Consider the following 18726-nt stretch of genomic DNA (forward strand, 5'->3'; position numbering starts at 1 on the left):
CCGTCCGCAATCGGCAGGCAGGGGTTGTTTTAATGAACATTGAAATATCTCGCTTCCGGGTGTGAGACGACGATTGCCGAAACGGAGGCTTCCGGCTCCATCATAAACCCGTCTGTCAAGCGGACGCCGATGCCTTCCGGCTGGATGAGTCTGAAGAGCTTTTCCTGATCTTCGAGATTCGGACAGGCCGGATATCCGAAGGAGTAGCGCTGGCCTTGATATTTCGCTTGAAAACGCTGCTCCATCGTAAAGTCGGGTGCATCCGGAAAGCCCCAGCGGTCGCGGATGATTTGGTGTGTCCGCTCGGCGAGCCCTTCGGCCAGCTCAAGAGCGAGCGCTTGTACCGCATGGCTTTTTAAGTAGTCGCCTTCCGCTTTAAAGCGGTTGGCCACTTCCCTCACTTTTCTCCCGGCTGTCACGGCAAAAAACGATACATAGTCTAGCTCGCCTTTCGGCCGGATGTAGTCGGAAATACAGCGGAACGGAAGCTTCTCCTGCCGCGGGAACACAAATGTTTCAAGGATGTTGTCCTGTTTTTCCGGATCTAAAATATGAAGCGAATCTCCTTCACTATAGGCCGGGAAAAATTGATAGACGACGGCGGGATCGAACCAGCCGTGTTTTTTTCCGTCTCTCAGCAATTCATCGATTACGTTTTTCAACTCGAGCGCTTTCGGATTTTTTTCGGCAAAAAGTTTTTTCACCTTTCCTTTTAACCCAAGATGGTGGCCCAGCAGCATTTGCTGATTGACGTACGGCACGATATAGGATAGATCGATGTTTTTCAAATAGTGCCGCTTCAAATCCTCCGGCTTGAAGACGGGCGCTTTCGGGATGTGGGCGCGCTTTTCAAGCATTTCAACAACAGCTTTCGACGGTTTCTTTTCTGCGACGGCTTGAGGTGCAGCCTGTTCTTTTTTCTCAAGGAACTGCGACGGGTTCGTCCGCAGCTGATTGGCGAGCGATAAGCCGTCCATGGCGTCCTTCGCGTATAAAACCGGACCTTTATATTCAGGCGAGATTTTCATGTTCGTAAATTTTCGCGAAAGCGCCGCACCGCCGACCATGATCGGTACGGAGATATCGGCTTTATCCAAGTCCTGTGCGGTGACGACCATTTGCTGCGCCGATTTAACGAGCAGGCCGGACAGACCGATGATGTCGGGATTTTCTTTGCGGATCGCTTCAATCAACTCCTGCGGTGTCACTTTAATGCCGAGATCGACGACTTTGTAGCCGTTGTTGCTTAAAATGATGTCGACTAGGTTTTTGCCGATATCATGAACATCGCCTTTGACGGTCGCCAAAATAATTTTGCCTTTGCCGCTATCGTCTTTTTTCTCCATATAGTTTTCGAGAAAGGAAACGGCGGCTTTCATCACTTCAGCTGACTGAAGGACTTCGGCGACGATCAGCTCATTGTTGTTAAACAGGCGCCCGACCTCCGCCATGCCGTCCATCAGCGGCCCGTTGATCACATCGAGCGGGGTGTCGAATTTTTCCAACGCTTGTTCGAGGTCGGGAATCAGCCCTTCTTTCGTACCTTCGATCACGTACTCGGACAGACGCTCTTCCAGGGAAAGGGACGTTTTCGGCTGTTTGTCCGCTTTTTTCTTTCCCCTGTAAAAATCGGTAAACGAGGCAAGTGTTTGATCATCTGTCTGAAACAGCAGCTTTTCGGCTAATTCGATCTCTTCCTTTGGAATGGAAGCGAACCGCTCAAGCTTTTCCGTATTGACGATCGCGTAATCAAGCCCGGCCTGTGTGGCATGGTATAAAAAGACGGCATTCAGGATTTCCCTGCCGACGGGAGGAAGGCCGAAGGAGACGTTGCTGACCCCGAGAATCGTCAAGCATTCAGGCAGCCGTTCTTTAATGAGCCGAATACCATCAATCGTTTCTTTCGCAGACCCGATATATTGTTCGTCACCGGTTCCGACCGGGAAGACGAGCGGATCGAAGATGATGTCGCTTGCCGGAATTCCGTATTTTTCGGTGAGCAGCTGATGCGAGCGGACCGCGATTTCAACCTTCCTGTCCGCGGTGACGGCCATTCCTGTTTCATCGATCGTCCCGACGACGAGTGCGCCGCCGAACCGTTTGACGAGCGGGAGAATGTCGGCGAACCGCTCTTCGCCGTCTTCCAGGTTGATCGAGTTGATAATCGCCTTTCCTTGAGAGTATTTGAGCGCTTTTTCGATGACTTCTTTATCGGTTGAATCAATGACAAACGGCGCTTTTACTTTTTTCATGGCTTCCTTCAAGAAGCCTTCCATATCTTTCGCTTCATCCCGGTCAGGATCGGCGAGGCAGATGTCGATGACGTGCGCCCCGTTTTTCACCTGGGCTCTGGCGATTTCGGCGGCTTCTTCAAATTTTTGTTCGGCGATGAGCCGTTTGAATTTGCGTGAACCGATCACATTTGTCCGTTCGCCGACAAAAAGAGGGCGCATCGTTTCTTCATAGATTAAGCCGTCAATCCCTGAGACGGTGTGCGGTCTTTTCCCCGAAGGCAACGGACGCGGCGGGAGTGCAGCGACTTCTTCGGCCAGCGCTTCGATATGGGCGGGCGTCGTTCCGCAGCATCCGCCGACGATGTTGAGCCAGCCTTCCTCGGCAAAAGCCCTGATTTTTTTCGCCAGTGACTGTGGGGATTCGTGATACTGTCCTTCTTCATCGGGAAGGCCGGCGTTTGGATAACAGCTGACGGCCGTCCGCGCGAGTGAAGAAAGGGTTCTGATATGATCGGTCATAAATTCAGGGCCTGTCGCACAATTTAAGCCGACACTGACCGGTTTCATATGCTCAAGCGAGATGTAGAATGATTCGATATCCTGCCCGGCAAGCGTCGTGCCCATCGGCTCTATCGTTCCCGATACCATGAGGGGAAGGGTTGTGCCGGTCTTTTCAAAAGCCTGCCTGATTCCGATAAAGCCGGCTTTAACATTGAGCATGTCCTGGCTTGTTTCAAGCAGGAGCAGATCGGCGCCGCCTGTGATCAGAGCCCTTGCCTGCTCCTCATAATTGGCGATCAGCTCATCAAATGTTGTCCCTCCTGTGACCGAGAGTGTTTTCGTTGTCGGCCCCATTGCACCTGCGACAAATCTTGGCCACTCAGGCGTTGAAAATTTTTCAGCGGCCGCTTTGGCGAGCTTGACGGAAGCGAGATTCAGATCATAGGCGAGATGTCCCAGGTTATACTCGTCAAGCACGAGCCGGGTTGCACCGAATGTATTCGTTTCAATGATATCGGCCTTTGCGGCGAGATACGCTTCATGGATGCCTTGGATGATGTGCGGGGCCGTCACACTTAAATATTCATTGCATCCTTCATATGCCTCTCCGCCGAAATCGGCGGGAGACAGGTTTGCGTCTTGAATCATCGTGCCCATCGCACCGTCAAGGACGAGGATTTTTTTCTTCAGCTGGTCATTGATGATAGACATTTGCGGTCTCCTTTTCTTTCTGGTGAATGTAAGCCGTCAGTTCTGCTGTCAAGTCAGAGCGCAAAAACGGTGTGATCAAGTAGATGCCGTTAAACAAATCACATGCGGCGTCAAGCAGTGAGCGGGCGATCGCGAGGCCTTCCTGCGTCTGTTTTTGTTTGTCATTTCCGGCAAGCGCCATTTTTTCGCGGATCGAATCCGACAGCTTGATCCCGGGAATTTCATTATGAATAAACTCCGCGTTCCTGCTGCTTGTCAAAGGCATGACGCCGATGTAGATCGGTGTCTCAAGATGCTTTGTCTCCTCATGAATCTTGATGAGCTGTTCCTCCGAGTAGACCGGCTGGGAAATAAAATAGTCGGCGCCGCAGTCGATTTTCTTCTCGATCCGTTTGACCGCTTTATCAATGTGTCTGACGTTCGGATTGAAGGCGGCGGCGACAGAAAAGTTCGTTTTTTTGCCGAGCGGTTTCCCGGAATAGGACAAACCTTCATTGAACTGCTTGATCAGGCCGATCAAATCAAATGACGTCAAGTCATAGACGGAGGTGGCGCCCGGGAAGTCGCCGATTTTCGACGGATCGCCGGTGATCGCCAGCACATCGGACAGCCCGAGGGTGTCAAGGCCCATTAAATGAGACTGCAGGCCGATCAGGTTGCGGTCTCTGCAGGTGATATGGACAAGTGACCTCATATCGAGCCGCTGCTTTAACAGCGCCCCGCAGGCGACATTGCTGATCCGCGGAGTCGCAAGCGAGTTGTCCGCCAAGGTCAGGGCATCGATTCCCGCCGCCTTTAATTCCTCTGCTGCGCGGAGAAACTTTTCAAAGTTTAATTGTTTAGGAGGGTCCAGTTCAACGATGATCGATCGTTTTTCTTTTGCCAGTTCGTCCAGTGCGGGCTCTGTTCTTTCTTGTTGAACGGCCGCTTGCGCTTGCTTTTTGATTTTGACATGTTTTTCGGTGACGGGCGGAAGGTCTTTGACCGCTTCAGCCATCGCTCTGATGTGGTGCGGCGTCGTACCGCAGCATCCGCCGATGATTCGTGCGCCCTGGTTGCGAAATTCCTTCGCACTGTCTCTGAAATATTGGTCATCAGTTTCATAGACGAGGCGACCTTCAACAAGGGATGGAAGGCTGCTGTTTGGATAGACGGAAAGGTAGGCGTTTTCCAAAAGCGGCACTTCTTCGAGCGCTTTGATCATATGATGGGGACCGAGGCGGCAGTTGATGCCGACCACGTCGGCTCCGAGATCAGCCAAAAGCTTTAAGCTGTCGCTGAGCGGTGTTCCGTCTTGAAGAACACCTTCCTCATGCATGGAGACATTCAGAACAATCGGCAGGTCTGTTTCCTTTCTGGCAATCTTCAACACTTCGCGCGCTTCTTCCAAATCATAATAGGTTTCCAGAAGAAGCCCGTCAGGCTCCTCATTTAATAGAAGGTAAAGCTGTTCGCGAAAGCTCCGTTTAATGTCATCGAGTGAATACGTGTTTTTATTAAACGTCCGGATTCCGCCGAGCGTTCCGAAAACATACGCGGAACCGGCGGCAGAACGGGCGATGCGGACGGCTTTTTCGTTGATTTGCTTCGTTTCGTCTTCAAGGCCGTATCTGGACAGCTTGATGAAGTTTGCACCGTACGTGTTCGTTTGAATAATGTCGGCGCCTGCTTGGACGTATGCTTCATGGACGCGTTTAACTTCATCGGGCTTTGATATATTCAATTCTTCAAAACAGCGGTCGATTCCGTAAGAATAAAGGAGCGTCCCCATGGCGCCGTCGGCGATTAAAATGTTGTGTTTTATATCATCCAAAAAACCCATTGTTTTCCCCCTTGAACATGTTGATAAATAAAAAAGTCTTCTGATAAGAAGACTTTTAAGCGACAATGTCGGTCTTCTTATCTTCCAAGCAGACTGCTTGCTGGATTTAGCACCTTGGTCATGAATATTCATTCACCGGTTGCTGAGGCTTCATCGGGCCAGTCCCTCTGCCTCTCTTGATAAGAACAGCTATTCAATTGTGTGATGAATACTTTAACTCAATTTACCGAAAATCGGGGGAATAATCAACAGTAAATTGAGAATTTATCGAAAATTTATAAATTGAACATCAATCGGAAGGTCTGCTTCTTTGACTAAGCCGATGATTTGCTGGAGATCGTCTTTGTTTTTTCCGGTTACCCGGATTTGATCATCCTGAATTTGGGATTTGACTTTCAGCCCAGATTTTTTGATCAGATTGTTGATTTTCTTTGCGTTGTCTTTATCGATCCCCTGAACCAGTTTGCCCCGCTGTCTGACGGTTCCGCCTGAAGCGTTCTCAAGCTTTGCGTATTCGATGTTCTTTGTCGGGACATTCCGCTTGATCAGCTTGCCGACGAGGACATCTTTCAGCTGGTCCATTTTAAACTCGTCGTCTGAGACAAGGACAAGCTCGTCTCCTTCAAGCGTAATGCTGCTTTTTGAACCTTTGAAATCATAGCGTGTGCCGATTTCTTTCAGAGCGGTTTGAATTGCGTTTTGAACTTCAGGGAGTTCAACCTTTGAGACGATGTCAAATGAGCTTTCTTTTGCCATGTGAAAACCTCCATCCATTTTACTTATGAGTCAATTATAGTAGAATAAGGTGAAACTTCCAATATGGTACGGTTTTGCCTGGCCGTTATCTGGCAATAATTTGAACATTGGAGGAATACATCAATAGAACAGGTGCATGAAGAAAGGAAGAATCAATATGAGACCGGGACAGCAATTAACTTTGCAAATAGATCACAAAGCCGACTACGGGTACTTTTTGACGGACGGAGATGAATCGATTCTCCTCCATCACAGCGAGGTCACCGCGGATATAGAAGATCTGGAAGAAGTCGACGTTTTTGTGTATGTCGATCATGAGGGGCGCTTGGCGGCTACGATGAGAAAACCGATCATCAGCGCTGATCACTACGATTGGGTGGAAGTCGTGGATGCCGTCAGCGACATGGGGGTGTTCGTCGATGTCGGGCTCACAAAGGATGCGCTTGTCGCCACCGAACATCTTCCGCCTTATGAATCTGTCTGGCCTCAAAAAGGGGACAGGCTGTACTGCATGCTGAAGATCACAAGCCACGGCAGAATGTTTGCCAAACCTGCTCCGGAAGACAAGATGAGCGAGCTTTTTCACAAAGCTTCGGACGATTTAATGAACAAGGAGATGACAGGAACAGTATACCGTTTGATCGCATCAGGCTCTTTTTTGATTTCCGATGAAGGCATAAGAGGCTTTATCCATTCATCTGAAAGAAAAGAAGAGCCGAGGCTTGGAGAGAGGCTGACAGCAAGGGTGATCAAAGTAAAAGAAGACGGTACGGTCAATTTGTCGCTCCTGCCGAGAAAGCAGGACGCCATGTCTGTTGACGCCGAACAGATCCTCACTTATATGAGGACGAGAAACGGTGCGATGCCTTTTTGGGATAAAAGCGACCCGGAAGATATCAAAGAGCGGTTTAACATGAGCAAGGCGGCGTTTAAAAGAGCGCTCGGCCACCTGATGAAGCAGGGGAAAATCTATCAGGAAGAGGGCTGGACATACGAGAAAAAATAGGGGCGGGCGCAATCGCCCCTTTGGCTTACAAATGATCGGTTTTTTTGGAATACTGGTGTTTTCCGGCTTGTCTGTTTTTTTCGGCGAGCCGGTTTTTCTTTTGGTTGACGGCGTTGTTGTCAACCGGCTTTTTATCATCATCTTTCATGAGGAAGCACCTCCCGTTAAAATGTCGCTTTTATGTTGCTCATCGGAGGCAAAACTATGTATTCTCCCATCGCGATATTTTTTGCCGGGAAGTTTATGCCTTCTTCCTCCGCCGGCATACATATATCATAAGACCCGAAAAAGGAGACTTAGTATGAAACATAGCTGCTCAGTTTACATTCATCATGTGTCTGCGGGAGGGATTGTCAACTTCGGCGGAGCGTACAGGATTTCTCCGGTCACAATGGAAAAGGTGATCGAGGGGGCTGGCGGTCCGGATGTCGGGACTGCGGTCGCCGAATCGCTTTCACCGATCATTGGTGAAGGGACAATCAACGTGGACGACTGACGATACAGGCCTGCTTTTAAGCAGGCCTGTTTTTGTTTATCTTTTATCTTTTCCCGGAAAAAAGATCGCCAATGTGCCGGGTCCCGCATGGGCGCCGACGGCTGAACCGATCATGTTGATGACGATTTCTTTCGGCGCGAATTCGGCTTCAATCAGGCGTTTGATTTCTTCGGCTGTTTCCGCGTCGTCTCCGTGGCTGATGCCGACCGTTTGCCCGCTTAAATCCCGGCTTCTTTCTTTCATCAATTCGATCATCCGCCTGTGCAGTTTCTTTTTGCCCCGGATTTTTTCCAGAGGGACAAGCTTGCCATCTTCGACATGGAGAAGCGGCTTAATGTTTAACAGTCCTCCGACGAAGGCCGATGCTTTGCTGATTCTTCCGCCTCTGGCCAAATAAGTTAAATCATCGACTGTGAAAATATGTTCAAGATGTTCGCAAAAGTCCTTTACAGACGATTCGATTTCTTGTATTGTATTGCCGTTAGTAGCGAGTTCGACGGCGTGCCTTACAGCCAGACCGTAACCGAGTGAAGCGCATTTTGAATCGATGATTCGCAAATCGAATTCCGGAAATTCTTCCTTGACTTCGTTTGCCGCCATCACAGCGGTCTGATAGGTTCCCGAAAGCTCTGAGGAAAAGGCGACATATAAAGCAGGTTGCTTTTTTTCCGCCAGCCGGCTGAAGGTGTCGCGCAAAAGCTTTAGAGACGGCTGCGACGTTTTCGGCGCTTTGCCTTCGCGCATCGCTTCATATACGTCGGACGGCTGAATGGAGAGAAGATCATCATACTCTTGGTCATCGAGCAGCACCCGCAGCGGAATGAACGAGATATGATGCTTTTCATAATATGATTTAGGCAAATCCGCCGCACTGTCGGCTATAAGATGAACGGTCATTTGAACCCCTTCTTTCTGAAAAATGGTTAGGATTTTTGGGCGGGAAAGCCCGCGGACAGCTGTTCCTTGATGAAAATCGAACGCCTATTCCAGCTTGTTTTCAGATCAACTATATCATATATTTTTAAATTGCCGTTTTCAAAATATTGTTTTAAGGGTAAACCAAATATATACGGAATAAGCGGAGGAACTCAAAAAATGGTCATAGCAGAAGCGAAAAAATTGTTCATTGTCATCATCGGTGCATTGTTGAATGCGATCGGCTTAAACTTGTTTTTAATTCCCGCAGATGTGTATGCCAGCGGTTTTACAGGTGTTGCGCAGCTCTTATCGAGCGCGCTTGACCAGTACAGCCCGATTTATTTTTCAACCGGGACGCTTTTGTTTATTTTAAACATTCCCGTCGGCATTTTAGGGTGGCTGAAGGTCGGGCGTTCTTTTACGGTTTACAGTGTTTTAAGCGTTGCGCTGACGACGGTGTTCCTTGGCATGCTGCCGGAAACGAGCCTGTCAAACGATATTTTGCTGAACGCCGTTTTTGGCGGGGTGATCGCAGCGGTCGGAATCGGGCTGACGCTGAAATACGGAGCTTCAACGGGCGGTTTGGATATCATCGCCATGATTCTGGCGAAATGGAAGGATAAGCCGGTCGGCACCTATTTCTTTATTTTAAACGGAGCCATCATTTTAACAGCAGGATTATTGAACGGTTGGGAGAAAGCATTATATACGCTCGTTACACTATATGTGACAACAAGGGTGATTGATGCGATCCATACCCGCCATGCCAAACTCACCGTCATGATCGTCACAAAGAAAGCGGAGGAGATCAAGGAGGCAATCTACGGAAAAATGGTCCGCGGCATTACAACCGTGCCGGCCAAAGGTGCTTTTACCAATGAACAAAAAGAAATGATGGTGATCGTCATCACGAGGTATGAACTATACGATTTAGAAAAGATTATCAATGAAGTTGATCCAAAAGCTTTCACAAATGTCGTGCAAACAACTCAAGTGTTAGGGTTTTTCCGCAAAGACTGAAGGAAGGGTGAATGAATGCGGCTGATATCGATCATTGTGGTGCTGCTGTTTGTCAGTGGATGCGGTCAAAACGGGGCGGATGGCCCCGAAAAGGAGGTATCTGGGGAAGTGGATAACGGGAGTGTTCTTTTGACGGTCGAACCCGTGCAAAAACCGGGGGAAATCGAATTCCAAATGTCGGTTGTCAATCATACGGATGAAGCCGTTGTGTTCGAATTCAGCAGCGGGCAGAAGTTCGAGCTTGTCGTCACAGACGAGGCGGGAACCGAAAGATATCGCTATTCAAAAGGGAAAATGTTTACACAAGCTTTTCAGACGATGACATTGAACCCGAAGGAAACATATGATTTCACAGATGTGTGGAAAGAAGTGCCGGAGCCGGGCCAATATGAAGTGAGCGTCATGTTCAAGGGGAGAACGGAACAGGTCGCTTCCGCATTGCGGGCGTCTAAAACATTTGAAGTGAAATGAAAAAAGCATCCCTTATGAAGCGCCCCCAATAATTCATGAAACAGTTTGATTGGCTTGAGTCCGATATTGTACCGGGCTCATGCCTTTTCATCTTGCTTTCATTTGTTTGTGATCGCAGTCATTCATGTATTCTGCAACACATCTGGCAATCGATTGCTGCCCTTTGAGTACTTTTCTTAGCTATAAATGCAACCATAAGAAAACTGCACCTCCAATTGTTAGATGGTGTCTAACAATTGGGGTGCAGTTCATTACCGGATGCTTTTTTAATATTGATCCCCATTAAAGATGGAGTTTTTGACGATGACGTAATCGACATTGCGGATCGCCTCAAGCTTGTTTCCTCCGGCATATGAGATCGATGATTGAAGATCCTGTTCCATTTCGGTCAGCGTATCCATGATCGCGCCTTTATGCTCAACATACATCTTCTTGCCTTCTACATTTTTCTTTTCGCCCTTTTGAAATTCCGAAGCGGAACCAAAGTACTCTTTGTAAAGCTTTCCGTCTTTTTCAATCGTTCTTCCGGGAGATTCCTCGTGTCCGGCAAACAATGAACCGATCATCACCATCGTTGCTCCAAATCGGATTGATTTCGCAATATCCCCGTGGGTGCGGATGCCGCCGTCGGCGATAATCGGTTTGCTGGCAGCTTTGGCACACCAGCGCAGTGCGGCCAATTGCCATCCGCCTGTTCCAAATCCGGTTTTGATTTTTGTGATGCATACTTTTCCGGGGCCGATTCCGACCTTTGTCGCGTCAGCTCCGGCGTTTTCCAGCTCTCTTACCGCTTCCGGCGTTCCGACATTGCCGGCGATGACAAAGGTTTCCGGCAAATGTTTTTTAATGTGCCGAATCATGTCGATGACGGCGTTTGAATGCCCGTGTGCGATGTCGATCGTGATGTACTCAGGAACGATATTTTCCTCTGAAAGCTGCTGTACAAATTGATACTCCTCAAGCTTAACGCCCACACTGATCGAAGCAAACAAGCCGCGCTCGTGCATGTTTTTAATAAAATCGAGACGCTTTTCGGGTTCAAAGCGGTGCATCACATAAAAGTAACCGTTTTCAGCCAATGAAGCCGCAAGTTTTTCATCTATAATCGTCTGCATGTTGGCGGGCACGACAGGCAGCTTAAATGTCCGTCCGCCCAAGCTGACGGATGTATCACATTCAGAACGGCTGCTGACAATGCATTTTGCAGGAATTAATTGAATATCTTCATAATCAAACACGTTATCCATCATATCCACTCCTAAAAACGAATGTTATTTATTTTATTATATAAAACGTTCGCCTTTTCTAATGTACTCTGTTTTGTTTCTGATGTCAAATTTTTTATGATTTAAAGGGCTAGGAAAATATGGATGTTTTTAATGGGCGAAAAAAAGGAGCCTGTGTCAAAGACACAAGCTCCTGGTGTTTTAAGATAATTGATCTAGCTGTTCCTGAAGATGTTGAAGCTCGCGGCGCTCTGCATCAGTGGAATTAGCGAATGCGGAAGAAACGGCGTTTTTGGCCCTTTCGATCGCTTTCATTTGTTCGCTTGCTTCCGCGGTATTGGCCATCGTTTCCGCTTCCTGAACGGCCGTCTTTGCCATTTGAAACAATTCGTTTCTCATGCTACAGACCTCCGCATTCGGTCGGTCCTGTGCGCCGTTCGGCTTCTTCTAATGTGGAACGGTAAGGGAACCTGGCGGCATGCTGTTTAAGCGAGTCTTTGCCTTGCTGAATAAACCTTTTCGATTTGCTTCGTTTACCCATCCTGACTGCCCCCTTAAAGCGAGTTCGACGGACATTCCGTCTTTCTCTAGTATGGCTGTCTTAAACCTGCTTATGAATGGCAAAATAAAAATTACAATGCGAAATATTCCTTCAAAAAGTCGGCGATGCCGTCTTCTTCATTCGACTTTGTCACGCGGTCGGCGACGGTTTTGACACCTGCAATACCGTTTCCCATCGCCACGCCGCATCCTGCAAATTCAAGCATTTCCAGGTCATTGTCTTCATCACCGAAGGCGATCACGCGTTCAGCGGGAATGCCGTAGTAGTCCGTAATTTTTTGCAAGCCGACCGCTTTGTTAATGCCGCTTTTGATCAATTCAATGACATGCCATGGAGCGGCCCATCTTCTATGGTCGACCATTTCTGCATGAACGTCTGACAAATACGAGCGGATCGCGGGAACATCCTCCTCTTTGGCGTGGATGAGGACGCTTGTCACATCTTGGCCGAGGTTTGTTCTTAAATCGCCGACTGTGATGTTCGGGCTTCCCATTGTAAAGACGTCGATCAATTTTTCATCATGATAGTGGAAATAGACATCATCGACGATTTCAGCAAGGATATTGTGTACATCATAGGACTCGCTGACTTCAATAATCTGTTTGACGACATCCAGATCAAGGGATGTGTGAAATCTTCCCCAAGTCTCATCCTTCGGATGATGGACGAACGCTCCGTTGAAGTTGACGATCGGGGTGTCAAGCTGAAGCTGCTCATAATACATGGAGCTTGCCCGAAACGGCCTTCCGGTCGAAATGCAGACTTTATGGCCTTCTTCCCTGAGCTTCTGAATGACTTCGGCAGAGCTTTCGGATATGGTCTTGTCATCTTTTAATAATGTACCGTCTAAGTCCAGTGCAATTAAATATGGTTTTGTTTCCATAAGTGCTCCTTTAACCGTAAATTTAAAATTCTGACTTACCCTTAGTGTATCTTTTTACCTTCTTTATTGTCTACATGTTAAACTGATGATGATGGACATCCTAAAGGAGGAAGAAAAAATCGTGATCATAATCGATAATCAACAGATTGCAAACATTCCTTTTTTACATGTTGTAAAAGAGGAAAACAAAGAGAAAGCTCTTCCTCTTGTTATGTTTATACACGGATTTACAAGCGCAAAAGAACACAACCTTCATTATGCATACCTCCTTGCCGAAAAGGGAATGCGCGTCATTTTGCCTGAGGCGGCCTGCCACGGCGAGAGGGAGGAGCAGCTTGCTTCCGATCAGCTGGCTTCAAGGTTTTGGACGATTATCACCAATGAAATTCAAGAGCTGGAAGTGCTGAAAAACCATTTTGAACAGGGAAATCTGATTGAAAATGGACGCATCGGGGTAGCTGGAACGTCCATGGGCGGAATCGTCACATTGGGCGCCTTGACCGAATACGAATGGATCAGAGCGGCTGTCAGTTTGATGGGCTGTCCTGCTTATGTGGAATTTTTCGACATGCAGCTCGCGTATTTCCGTGAAAAACAAATCAAGATTCCTGTATCTGAAGAACAAATTGAAGAGCAGCGGGAAGAATTGAAACAATATGATCTCTCGCTTCAGCCGGAAAAACTGAACATGAGGCCGCTTTTGTTTTGGCACGGCAAACAGGACGGCACCGTTCCGTTTGCACCGGCGCACAGATTTTATGAAGCGATCACCGGTCAATACGAATCACAGCCGGACCTGCTTCAGTTTATCGCTGATGAACGCGCGGGCCATAAAGTCTCAAGGACAGGCCTCTTGAAGACAGTGGAGTGGTTTGACAAGCATCTTTAAAGTACTTTCATTTTAGAAAATAACGAAAGTACGTTATACTGATGAAAAAAGGAGTGAAGTGCTGTGGATGAAGCATTGAAAGAAAATATCATGGGCGCTCTTGAGCAGGTCGTCGATCCTGAGCTTGGCGTCGATATCGTAAATTTGGGCCTCGTATATGAAGTGGACATGGATGAAAACGGGAAGACCGACGTCACCATGACGCTGACTTCAATGGGCTGTCCGCTCGCGCCGATCATCGTCGATGAAGTCAAAAAAGCGCTCGCAGATATTCCGGAAGTGAAAGAGGTCGATGTCAACATCGTTTGGAATCCGCCTTGGACACGGGATAAGATGTCCCGCTATGCAAAAATTGCCCTCGGTATACAATAATGGATGAAGAGTCTGTCGAATTTTGACAGGCTCTTTTGTTAAAGGAGTGCAAAGATAACACCGTTTTTCATGTTTCAAGGAAATGCGGAAAAAGCCAGAACATACATATCTTTAATTGAGGAAGCGGAAATCAAGAGTCTGACCCGTTATGGTGGAGAAGGGAGTGAAGGGACAGGAATTTATGTATATAGACTGTTCAGTGAAACACGATTTTACGTTCATCCCTTCTTTTTTCATGTTTTTGACGTGTGAAACAGAAGCGGATATCGACAGGCTGTATCAGGAGCTGACCGCCGGCGAAGAAGTGTTGATGCCGCTCGGCGATTACGGATTCAGCCAAAAAGTCGCCTGGGTCCGATCAGTTCGGCGTCTCATGGCCGCTTGACCTTCCGGGCTGATCATTCGTCAAGCTCGGATGATTCGCCGGCAGCTTCAAACGTTTTTTCCGGCCCGCATGGAGTGCGGGCTTTTTTTGATGGTGAAAATCAATCTGCCAAATCATAAAAAAATATTAAATATACAATTGAATTAATTTTTATTCATGTTATAATGTTAAATAATTTCACAAAGACCAAGAAGGTGAACTCGTTTTGAAAATAGGTATTATAGGTGCAACTGGCTATGGAGGCGCAGAGATCACAAGAATCCTCAGGTCGCACCCTTATACAGATGAATGCATATTGTATTCATCGAGTGATGAGGGGGTTCCGTACCATCAGTCATATCCGCACCTTGTAAAATTGACGAATCAAACCCTTAAACCGATTGAAATCGAGGAAATAGCAGAGACAATCGATTTTTTGTTTATGGCGGCTCCTCCGGGCGTATCCAGCCGCCTGACGCCGCAGTTTGCTTCATACGACCTGCCGATCATCGATTTGTCCGGCGATCTCAGAATCAAAGACCGATCTGTTTATCAAAAGTGGTATAAAAGGGAGCCGGCTCCGGCAGATGTACTGAAACAAGCGGTGTATGGGCTTTCCGAATTAAATCGGGAAGAAATCAAAAAGGCGAACTACATAGCCAATCCCGGCTGTTTTCCGACAGCGGTTCTGCTCGGGCTGGCTCCGCTCGTCAAAAAGGGATTCATCGGCGGATCGTTTGTCATCGTTGATGCGAAAACAGGTGTATCAGGGGCCGGCCGAAAGCCTTCAATGGGAACCCATTTTTCCGAGGTCAACGACAATTTTAAAATCTATAAGGTGAACGAACATCAGCACACACCGGAAATCGAGCAGGCTGCAAGACGGTGGGACCCCGATTTTAAACCGATCACATTCAGCACGCATTTGGCGCCGATGACAAGAGGAATTATGGCGACGATTTATACAGAGCTTGAGGAAAGTGTGTCAGGTGATCAGCTGCAGCAAGTGTTTTCTGATTTTTACCAAGATTCTTATTTTGTCAGAGTGAGAGAATCGGGTGAATTTCCGGCGACAAAGGAAGTGTACGGCAGCAATTTCTGCGATATCGGCGTCACTGTAGACGAGCGGACGAACAGGGTGACGATCGTATCGGTGATCGACAATTTAATGAAGGGTGCCGCGGGGCAGGCTGTTCAAAACTTTAACATCATGAACGGCTGGAATGAAGCGGCGGGACTTGATTTTACGCCAATTTATCCATAAGACGGGAGAGAGCAAATCATGATTCAGGTGAGTCAAGACAGCATCAAAAAAACAGATGGAAGCATCGCTTCACCGAAAGGTTATGCGGCTAAAGGAATTCACTGCGGCCTTCGCTATTCCAAAAAGGATTTGGGCATCATCATCAGCACAGTTCCGGCGGTGAGTGCGGCCGTTTATACGCAGAGCCATTTCCAGGCCGCACCGATTAAGGTGACGCAAGACAGCCTCAAAAAGGATGCGCACCTTCAAGCGGTCATTGTCAATAGTGCGATTGCCAATGCCTGTACGGGTCAACAGGGGCTTGTTGATGCATATGAGATGCGCCGGGAAACGGCGGAAATTCTCGGCATTGCTCCGGAGCTTGTGGCCGTTTCCTCAACAGGTGTCATCGGCGAGCACCTCGATATGGAGAAAATCACAAAAGGGATCAGCCTTCTCAAAGAGACGACGCCCGAAGAAGGCGATTTCGAAGAAGCGATTTTAACGACGGACACGGTGACAAAACAAACCTGCTATGAACTGATGATCGGCGGTCAAAAAGTGACGATCGGCGGAGCCGCCAAAGGCTCGGGGATGATCCATCCGAACATGGCGACGATGCTCGGTTTTGTCACCACAGATGCCTGTATAGAAGAGGGCGCGCTGAAAAGAGCGCTGAGGGAAATCACCGATGCCTCGTTCAACCAGATTACGGTCGACGGCGATACATCCACTAACGATATGGTCCTCGTGATGGCGAACGGCTGCGCCGAAAATGAGTGTCTCAGCGAGGAGCATGAGGATTGGCCGGTGTTTAAAAAAGGTCTGCACCTTGTCTGCACCGACCTCGCCAAACAAATCGCAAGGGATGGTGAAGGGGCGACGAAACTCATCGAAGCCCGGGTCAAAGGCGCGAAAACGAATCTTGAGGCACGGATCATCGCCAAAAAAATCGTCGCCAGCAACCTTGTCAAAACAGCGATCTACGGAACGGATGCCAACTGGGGCAGAATCATCGTCGCAATCGGCGACAGCATGGCTTCTGTGACACCTGAAAAGGTGGAAATCCACCTCGGCGGGCAGTGTCTGTTTAAAAACAATGAACCACAGCCGTTTTCCGAAGAGCTTGCCAAAGAATACTTGGAAAACAGCGAAGTGAAAATCGATGTTTGTATGGGTGAGGGAGACGGAACAGGGACGGCCTGGGGCTGTGATTTAACCTATGAATACGTCAAAATCAACGCGAGCTATCGCACGTAAAAAGGGGAAAGCAATGGGCAAAACAATCGTTTTTAAATGCGGCGGAAGCGTCATTCGCGAGCTTTCAGACGAATTTTTTGAGAATCTAAAAAAGCTGGCTGAAGAAGGCTGGCATATCGCGGTCGTCCATGGCGGCGGCCCTGACATTACAAGAATGCTGGATAAACTGAACATCGATACAGAGTTTGTCAACGGACAGCGGAAAACGAGCAAAAAGGTTCTGGATGTCGCCGAGATGGTGCTTTCCGGTTCCATCAACAAGTATTTCGTTTCTGAGCTTGCAAAACACGGGCTCCCTGCGGTCGGGGTTTCAGGAAAAGACGGAGGCCTCCTCGTGGCCGAATATTTAAACGAAAAAGAATACGGCAAGGTCGGACGTATTACAAAGGTAAACGGACAGATGGCGGAAGCGCTCATGGAAAAAGGCTTCATCCCGGTCATTGCCCCGCTGTCAATGACTGCGGCTTGCGAGACGCTGAATGTAAACGCCGATTTGGCGGCATCAGCCATAGCCGGAGCTCTGCGCGCTGACAAATTGATGTTTGTGACAGATGTAAAAGGCATCATGAAAAACGAGAACATGCTGTCAGCACTGACACCAGAAGAGATCGAAAAGCTGATTGCAGCTGGCGTGATTTCCGGCGGGATGATACCGAAGGTGAATTCCGCGGTCGCGGCTCTCAGCGAACAAATGGAGGAGGTCATGATCGTCAGCGGAAAAGGTTCTTTCCTGAAAGAGGATGCATTTATCGGCACAAAAATCATCAAGCAAAAGGAGGCGGTATCGTGAGCCATTTATTTCAGACGTACAGCCGCTGGAATATCAACATTACAAAAGCAAAAGGCACGATCGCCGAAGACGAAAACGGAAAACAATACCTGGACTTTGTGCAGGGAATCGCGGTCTGCAATCTTGGGCATTGTCCTGATGCTGTGACAGCTGCGATCAAGAAACAGCTCGATCAGGTCTGGCATGTTTCAAATTTATTCGAAAATAACCTTCAAGAAAAAGTAGCAGAACATCTGGCCAACCACAGTGCAGGCGATCTCGTTTTTTTCTGCAACAGCGGGGCCGAAGCCAATGAAGCGGCGATTAAACTGGCGCGGAAATATACGCAGAAGACGAAGATCATCACGTTCAAGCAATCCTTTCACGGCCGCACGTATGCAGGGATGGCCGCGACCGGACAGGAAAAGATTAAACACGGGTTCGGACCGATGCTGACCGGGTTTCACTATCTCCCGTACAATGAGCCGGAGGCTTTTCAAACATTAAGCAATCAAGAGGATGTCGCAGCGGTGATGCTGGAAACGATTCAAGGCGAGGGCGGAGTTATTCCGGCGAACAAAGCTTTTTTGCAGGAAGTTCAAGCTTTCTGCCGAAAAAATGAAGCCCTTCTCATCGTGGACGAAGTGCAGACGGGTATCGGCAGGACAGGAAAAGCTTTCGGATACGAACACGAAGGGCTGACGCCTGATATCATCACCGTCGCCAAAGGGCTGGGAAGCGGCTTTCCGGTCGGAGCGGTGATCGGTAAAAAAGAGCTTTCAGAAGTGTTTTCCCCAGGTTCACACGGGACGACTTTTGGCGGAAATATGCTGGCCATGGCAGCGGCAAACGCCACATTGGAAACGATCTTTGAAAAAAGCTTTCTCGAAGAAGTCGCGGAAAAAGGAGCGTATTTGCAGAAGGAACTGCAAGAAAAACTTCAGTTTCCATTTGTTAAAGACATCAGAGGGAAAGGGCTGATCGCCGGCATTGAATGTGAAGAACCCGTTCAGCCGCTGATCGAAGCGCTTCAAAAAGAAGGCCTGCTTGTACTTCCGGCAGGTGAAAATGTGATCAGGCTCCTGCCGCCGCTCACGGTCGAAAAAAACGAAATCAGTCAAGCGGTGGAGAAGCTGAACCGCGTGTTTACAGATCATATGGCTGTCAAACAGTAATTTTTTTTCGCACGAACGGTATAAAAATTCATAAATATTATTATTTAT

At 48.2% G+C, this 18726-nt stretch carries 19 protein-coding genes, 1 pseudogene and 1 riboswitch; of the genes and pseudogenes, 11 read left to right on the forward strand and 9 right to left on the reverse strand.

Annotation, left to right across the window (positions count from 1 at the left end):
• Nucleotides 1–29: 29 nt before the first annotated feature.
• From metH to ACINLD_RS01390, 3 genes are all read right to left on the reverse strand, one after another.
• Nucleotides 30–3446: a methionine synthase gene (gene metH / locus ACINLD_RS01380; RefSeq protein WP_277692623.1), complete on the reverse strand. Its 3417-nt coding sequence runs from the start codon at nucleotides 3444–3446 to the stop codon at nucleotides 30–32.
• Nucleotides 3430–5268, reverse strand: coding sequence for a bifunctional homocysteine S-methyltransferase/methylenetetrahydrofolate reductase (locus ACINLD_RS01385; protein ID WP_026586366.1), 1839 nt, complete (start codon nucleotides 5266–5268; stop codon nucleotides 3430–3432). Before ACINLD_RS01385 ends, metH begins: the two co-directional genes overlap by 17 nt.
• Before the next feature lie 74 nt (nucleotides 5269–5342).
• Nucleotides 5343–5454: riboswitch (SAM riboswitch) on the reverse strand.
• A 78-nt stretch (nucleotides 5455–5532) separates the two neighbouring features.
• Entirely contained in the window at nucleotides 5533–6024 is a 492-nt protein-coding gene (locus ACINLD_RS01390; protein WP_026586367.1) for a YajQ family cyclic di-GMP-binding protein, read from the reverse strand.
• Between the two features lie 157 nt (nucleotides 6025–6181).
• Between ACINLD_RS01390 and ACINLD_RS01395 the strand changes: the two genes are divergently transcribed.
• On the forward strand, nucleotides 6182–7030 hold the full coding sequence (locus ACINLD_RS01395) for a S1 RNA-binding domain-containing protein (protein WP_077737067.1): 849 nt from the start codon (nucleotides 6182–6184) through the stop codon (nucleotides 7028–7030).
• A gap of 25 nt (nucleotides 7031–7055) precedes the next feature.
• On the opposite strand, the gene ACINLD_RS01400 is transcribed toward ACINLD_RS01395, so the two are convergent.
• Nucleotides 7056–7178: a DUF3941 domain-containing protein gene (locus ACINLD_RS01400; protein ID WP_077737066.1), complete on the reverse strand. Its 123-nt coding sequence runs from the start codon at nucleotides 7176–7178 to the stop codon at nucleotides 7056–7058.
• A gap of 153 nt (nucleotides 7179–7331) precedes the next feature.
• Here ACINLD_RS01400 and ACINLD_RS01405 point away from each other — a divergent pair, with 153 nt between their 5' ends.
• Nucleotides 7332–7526, forward strand: coding sequence for a spore germination protein (locus tag ACINLD_RS01405; RefSeq protein WP_077737065.1), 195 nt, complete (start codon nucleotides 7332–7334; stop codon nucleotides 7524–7526).
• A gap of 36 nt (nucleotides 7527–7562) precedes the next feature.
• On the opposite strand, the gene ACINLD_RS01410 is transcribed toward ACINLD_RS01405, so the two are convergent.
• Nucleotides 7563–8423, reverse strand: coding sequence for a DegV family protein (locus ACINLD_RS01410; protein ID WP_026586370.1), 861 nt, complete (start codon nucleotides 8421–8423; stop codon nucleotides 7563–7565).
• Nucleotides 8424–8621: 198 nt separating this feature from the next.
• Here ACINLD_RS01410 and ACINLD_RS01415 point away from each other — a divergent pair, with 198 nt between their 5' ends.
• Together ACINLD_RS01415 and ACINLD_RS01420 are read left to right on the forward strand one after the other, a co-directional pair.
• Nucleotides 8622–9464, forward strand: coding sequence for a YitT family protein (locus tag ACINLD_RS01415; RefSeq protein ID WP_026586371.1), 843 nt, complete (start codon nucleotides 8622–8624; stop codon nucleotides 9462–9464).
• Nucleotides 9465–9479: 15 nt separating this feature from the next.
• Entirely contained in the window at nucleotides 9480–9935 is a 456-nt protein-coding gene (locus ACINLD_RS01420) for a BsuPI-related putative proteinase inhibitor (RefSeq protein ID WP_026586372.1), read from the forward strand.
• A gap of 266 nt (nucleotides 9936–10201) precedes the next feature.
• On the opposite strand, the gene guaC is transcribed toward ACINLD_RS01420, so the two are convergent.
• The 4 genes from guaC to ACINLD_RS01440 form a co-directional block, all read right to left on the reverse strand.
• Nucleotides 10202–11182: a GMP reductase gene (gene guaC, locus ACINLD_RS01425; RefSeq protein WP_077737064.1), complete on the reverse strand. Its 981-nt coding sequence runs from the start codon at nucleotides 11180–11182 to the stop codon at nucleotides 10202–10204.
• 180 nt (nucleotides 11183–11362) lie between these two features.
• The gene (locus ACINLD_RS01430; RefSeq protein WP_026586374.1) at nucleotides 11363–11560 is read right to left on the reverse strand and encodes a DUF3813 domain-containing protein; all 198 of its coding nucleotides are present in this window, start codon (nucleotides 11558–11560) and stop codon (nucleotides 11363–11365) included.
• 1 nt (nucleotide 11561) lies between these two features.
• Nucleotides 11562–11702, reverse strand: a complete 141-nt coding sequence (locus ACINLD_RS01435; protein ID WP_179115743.1) for a hypothetical protein — start codon at nucleotides 11700–11702, stop codon at nucleotides 11562–11564.
• A 91-nt stretch (nucleotides 11703–11793) separates the two neighbouring features.
• Nucleotides 11794–12606 (reverse strand): Cof-type HAD-IIB family hydrolase, encoded by an 813-nt coding sequence (locus ACINLD_RS01440; protein WP_077737063.1) that lies wholly within the window; start codon nucleotides 12604–12606, stop codon nucleotides 11794–11796.
• Nucleotides 12607–12727: 121 nt separating this feature from the next.
• On the opposite strand from ACINLD_RS01440, the gene yjfP reads away from it, so the two are divergent.
• The 7 genes and pseudogenes from yjfP (at nucleotide 12728) to ACINLD_RS01475 (ending at nucleotide 18678) form a co-directional block, all read left to right on the forward strand.
• Nucleotides 12728–13495 (forward strand): esterase, encoded by a 768-nt coding sequence (gene yjfP / locus ACINLD_RS01445; RefSeq protein ID WP_077737062.1) that lies wholly within the window; start codon nucleotides 12728–12730, stop codon nucleotides 13493–13495.
• A 63-nt stretch (nucleotides 13496–13558) separates the two neighbouring features.
• The gene (locus ACINLD_RS01450; protein ID WP_026586377.1) at nucleotides 13559–13867 is read left to right on the forward strand and encodes a metal-sulfur cluster assembly factor; all 309 of its coding nucleotides are present in this window, start codon (nucleotides 13559–13561) and stop codon (nucleotides 13865–13867) included.
• A 69-nt stretch (nucleotides 13868–13936) separates the two neighbouring features.
• Nucleotides 13937–14265 (forward strand): annotated as a pseudogene (locus ACINLD_RS01455) (VOC family protein).
• A gap of 192 nt (nucleotides 14266–14457) precedes the next feature.
• Nucleotides 14458–15495 (forward strand): N-acetyl-gamma-glutamyl-phosphate reductase, encoded by a 1038-nt coding sequence (gene argC / locus ACINLD_RS01460; RefSeq protein ID WP_026586378.1) that lies wholly within the window; start codon nucleotides 14458–14460, stop codon nucleotides 15493–15495.
• Nucleotides 15496–15513: 18 nt separating this feature from the next.
• Entirely contained in the window at nucleotides 15514–16734 is a 1221-nt protein-coding gene (argJ, locus tag ACINLD_RS01465) for a bifunctional ornithine acetyltransferase/N-acetylglutamate synthase (protein WP_077737061.1), read from the forward strand.
• A gap of 13 nt (nucleotides 16735–16747) precedes the next feature.
• On the forward strand, nucleotides 16748–17524 hold the full coding sequence (argB, locus tag ACINLD_RS01470) for an acetylglutamate kinase (RefSeq protein WP_026586380.1): 777 nt from the start codon (nucleotides 16748–16750) through the stop codon (nucleotides 17522–17524).
• Nucleotides 17521–18678: an acetylornithine transaminase gene (locus tag ACINLD_RS01475; RefSeq protein WP_077737059.1), complete on the forward strand. Its 1158-nt coding sequence runs from the start codon at nucleotides 17521–17523 to the stop codon at nucleotides 18676–18678. Before argB ends, ACINLD_RS01475 begins: the two co-directional genes overlap by 4 nt.
• The last annotated feature ends 48 nt before the right edge of the window (nucleotides 18679–18726 follow it).

The sequence above is a fragment of the Bacillus sp. z60-11 genome, from assembly GCF_046464135.1.
Taxonomy (GTDB): domain Bacteria; phylum Bacillota; class Bacilli; order Bacillales; family Bacillaceae; genus Bacillus; species Bacillus sonorensis_A.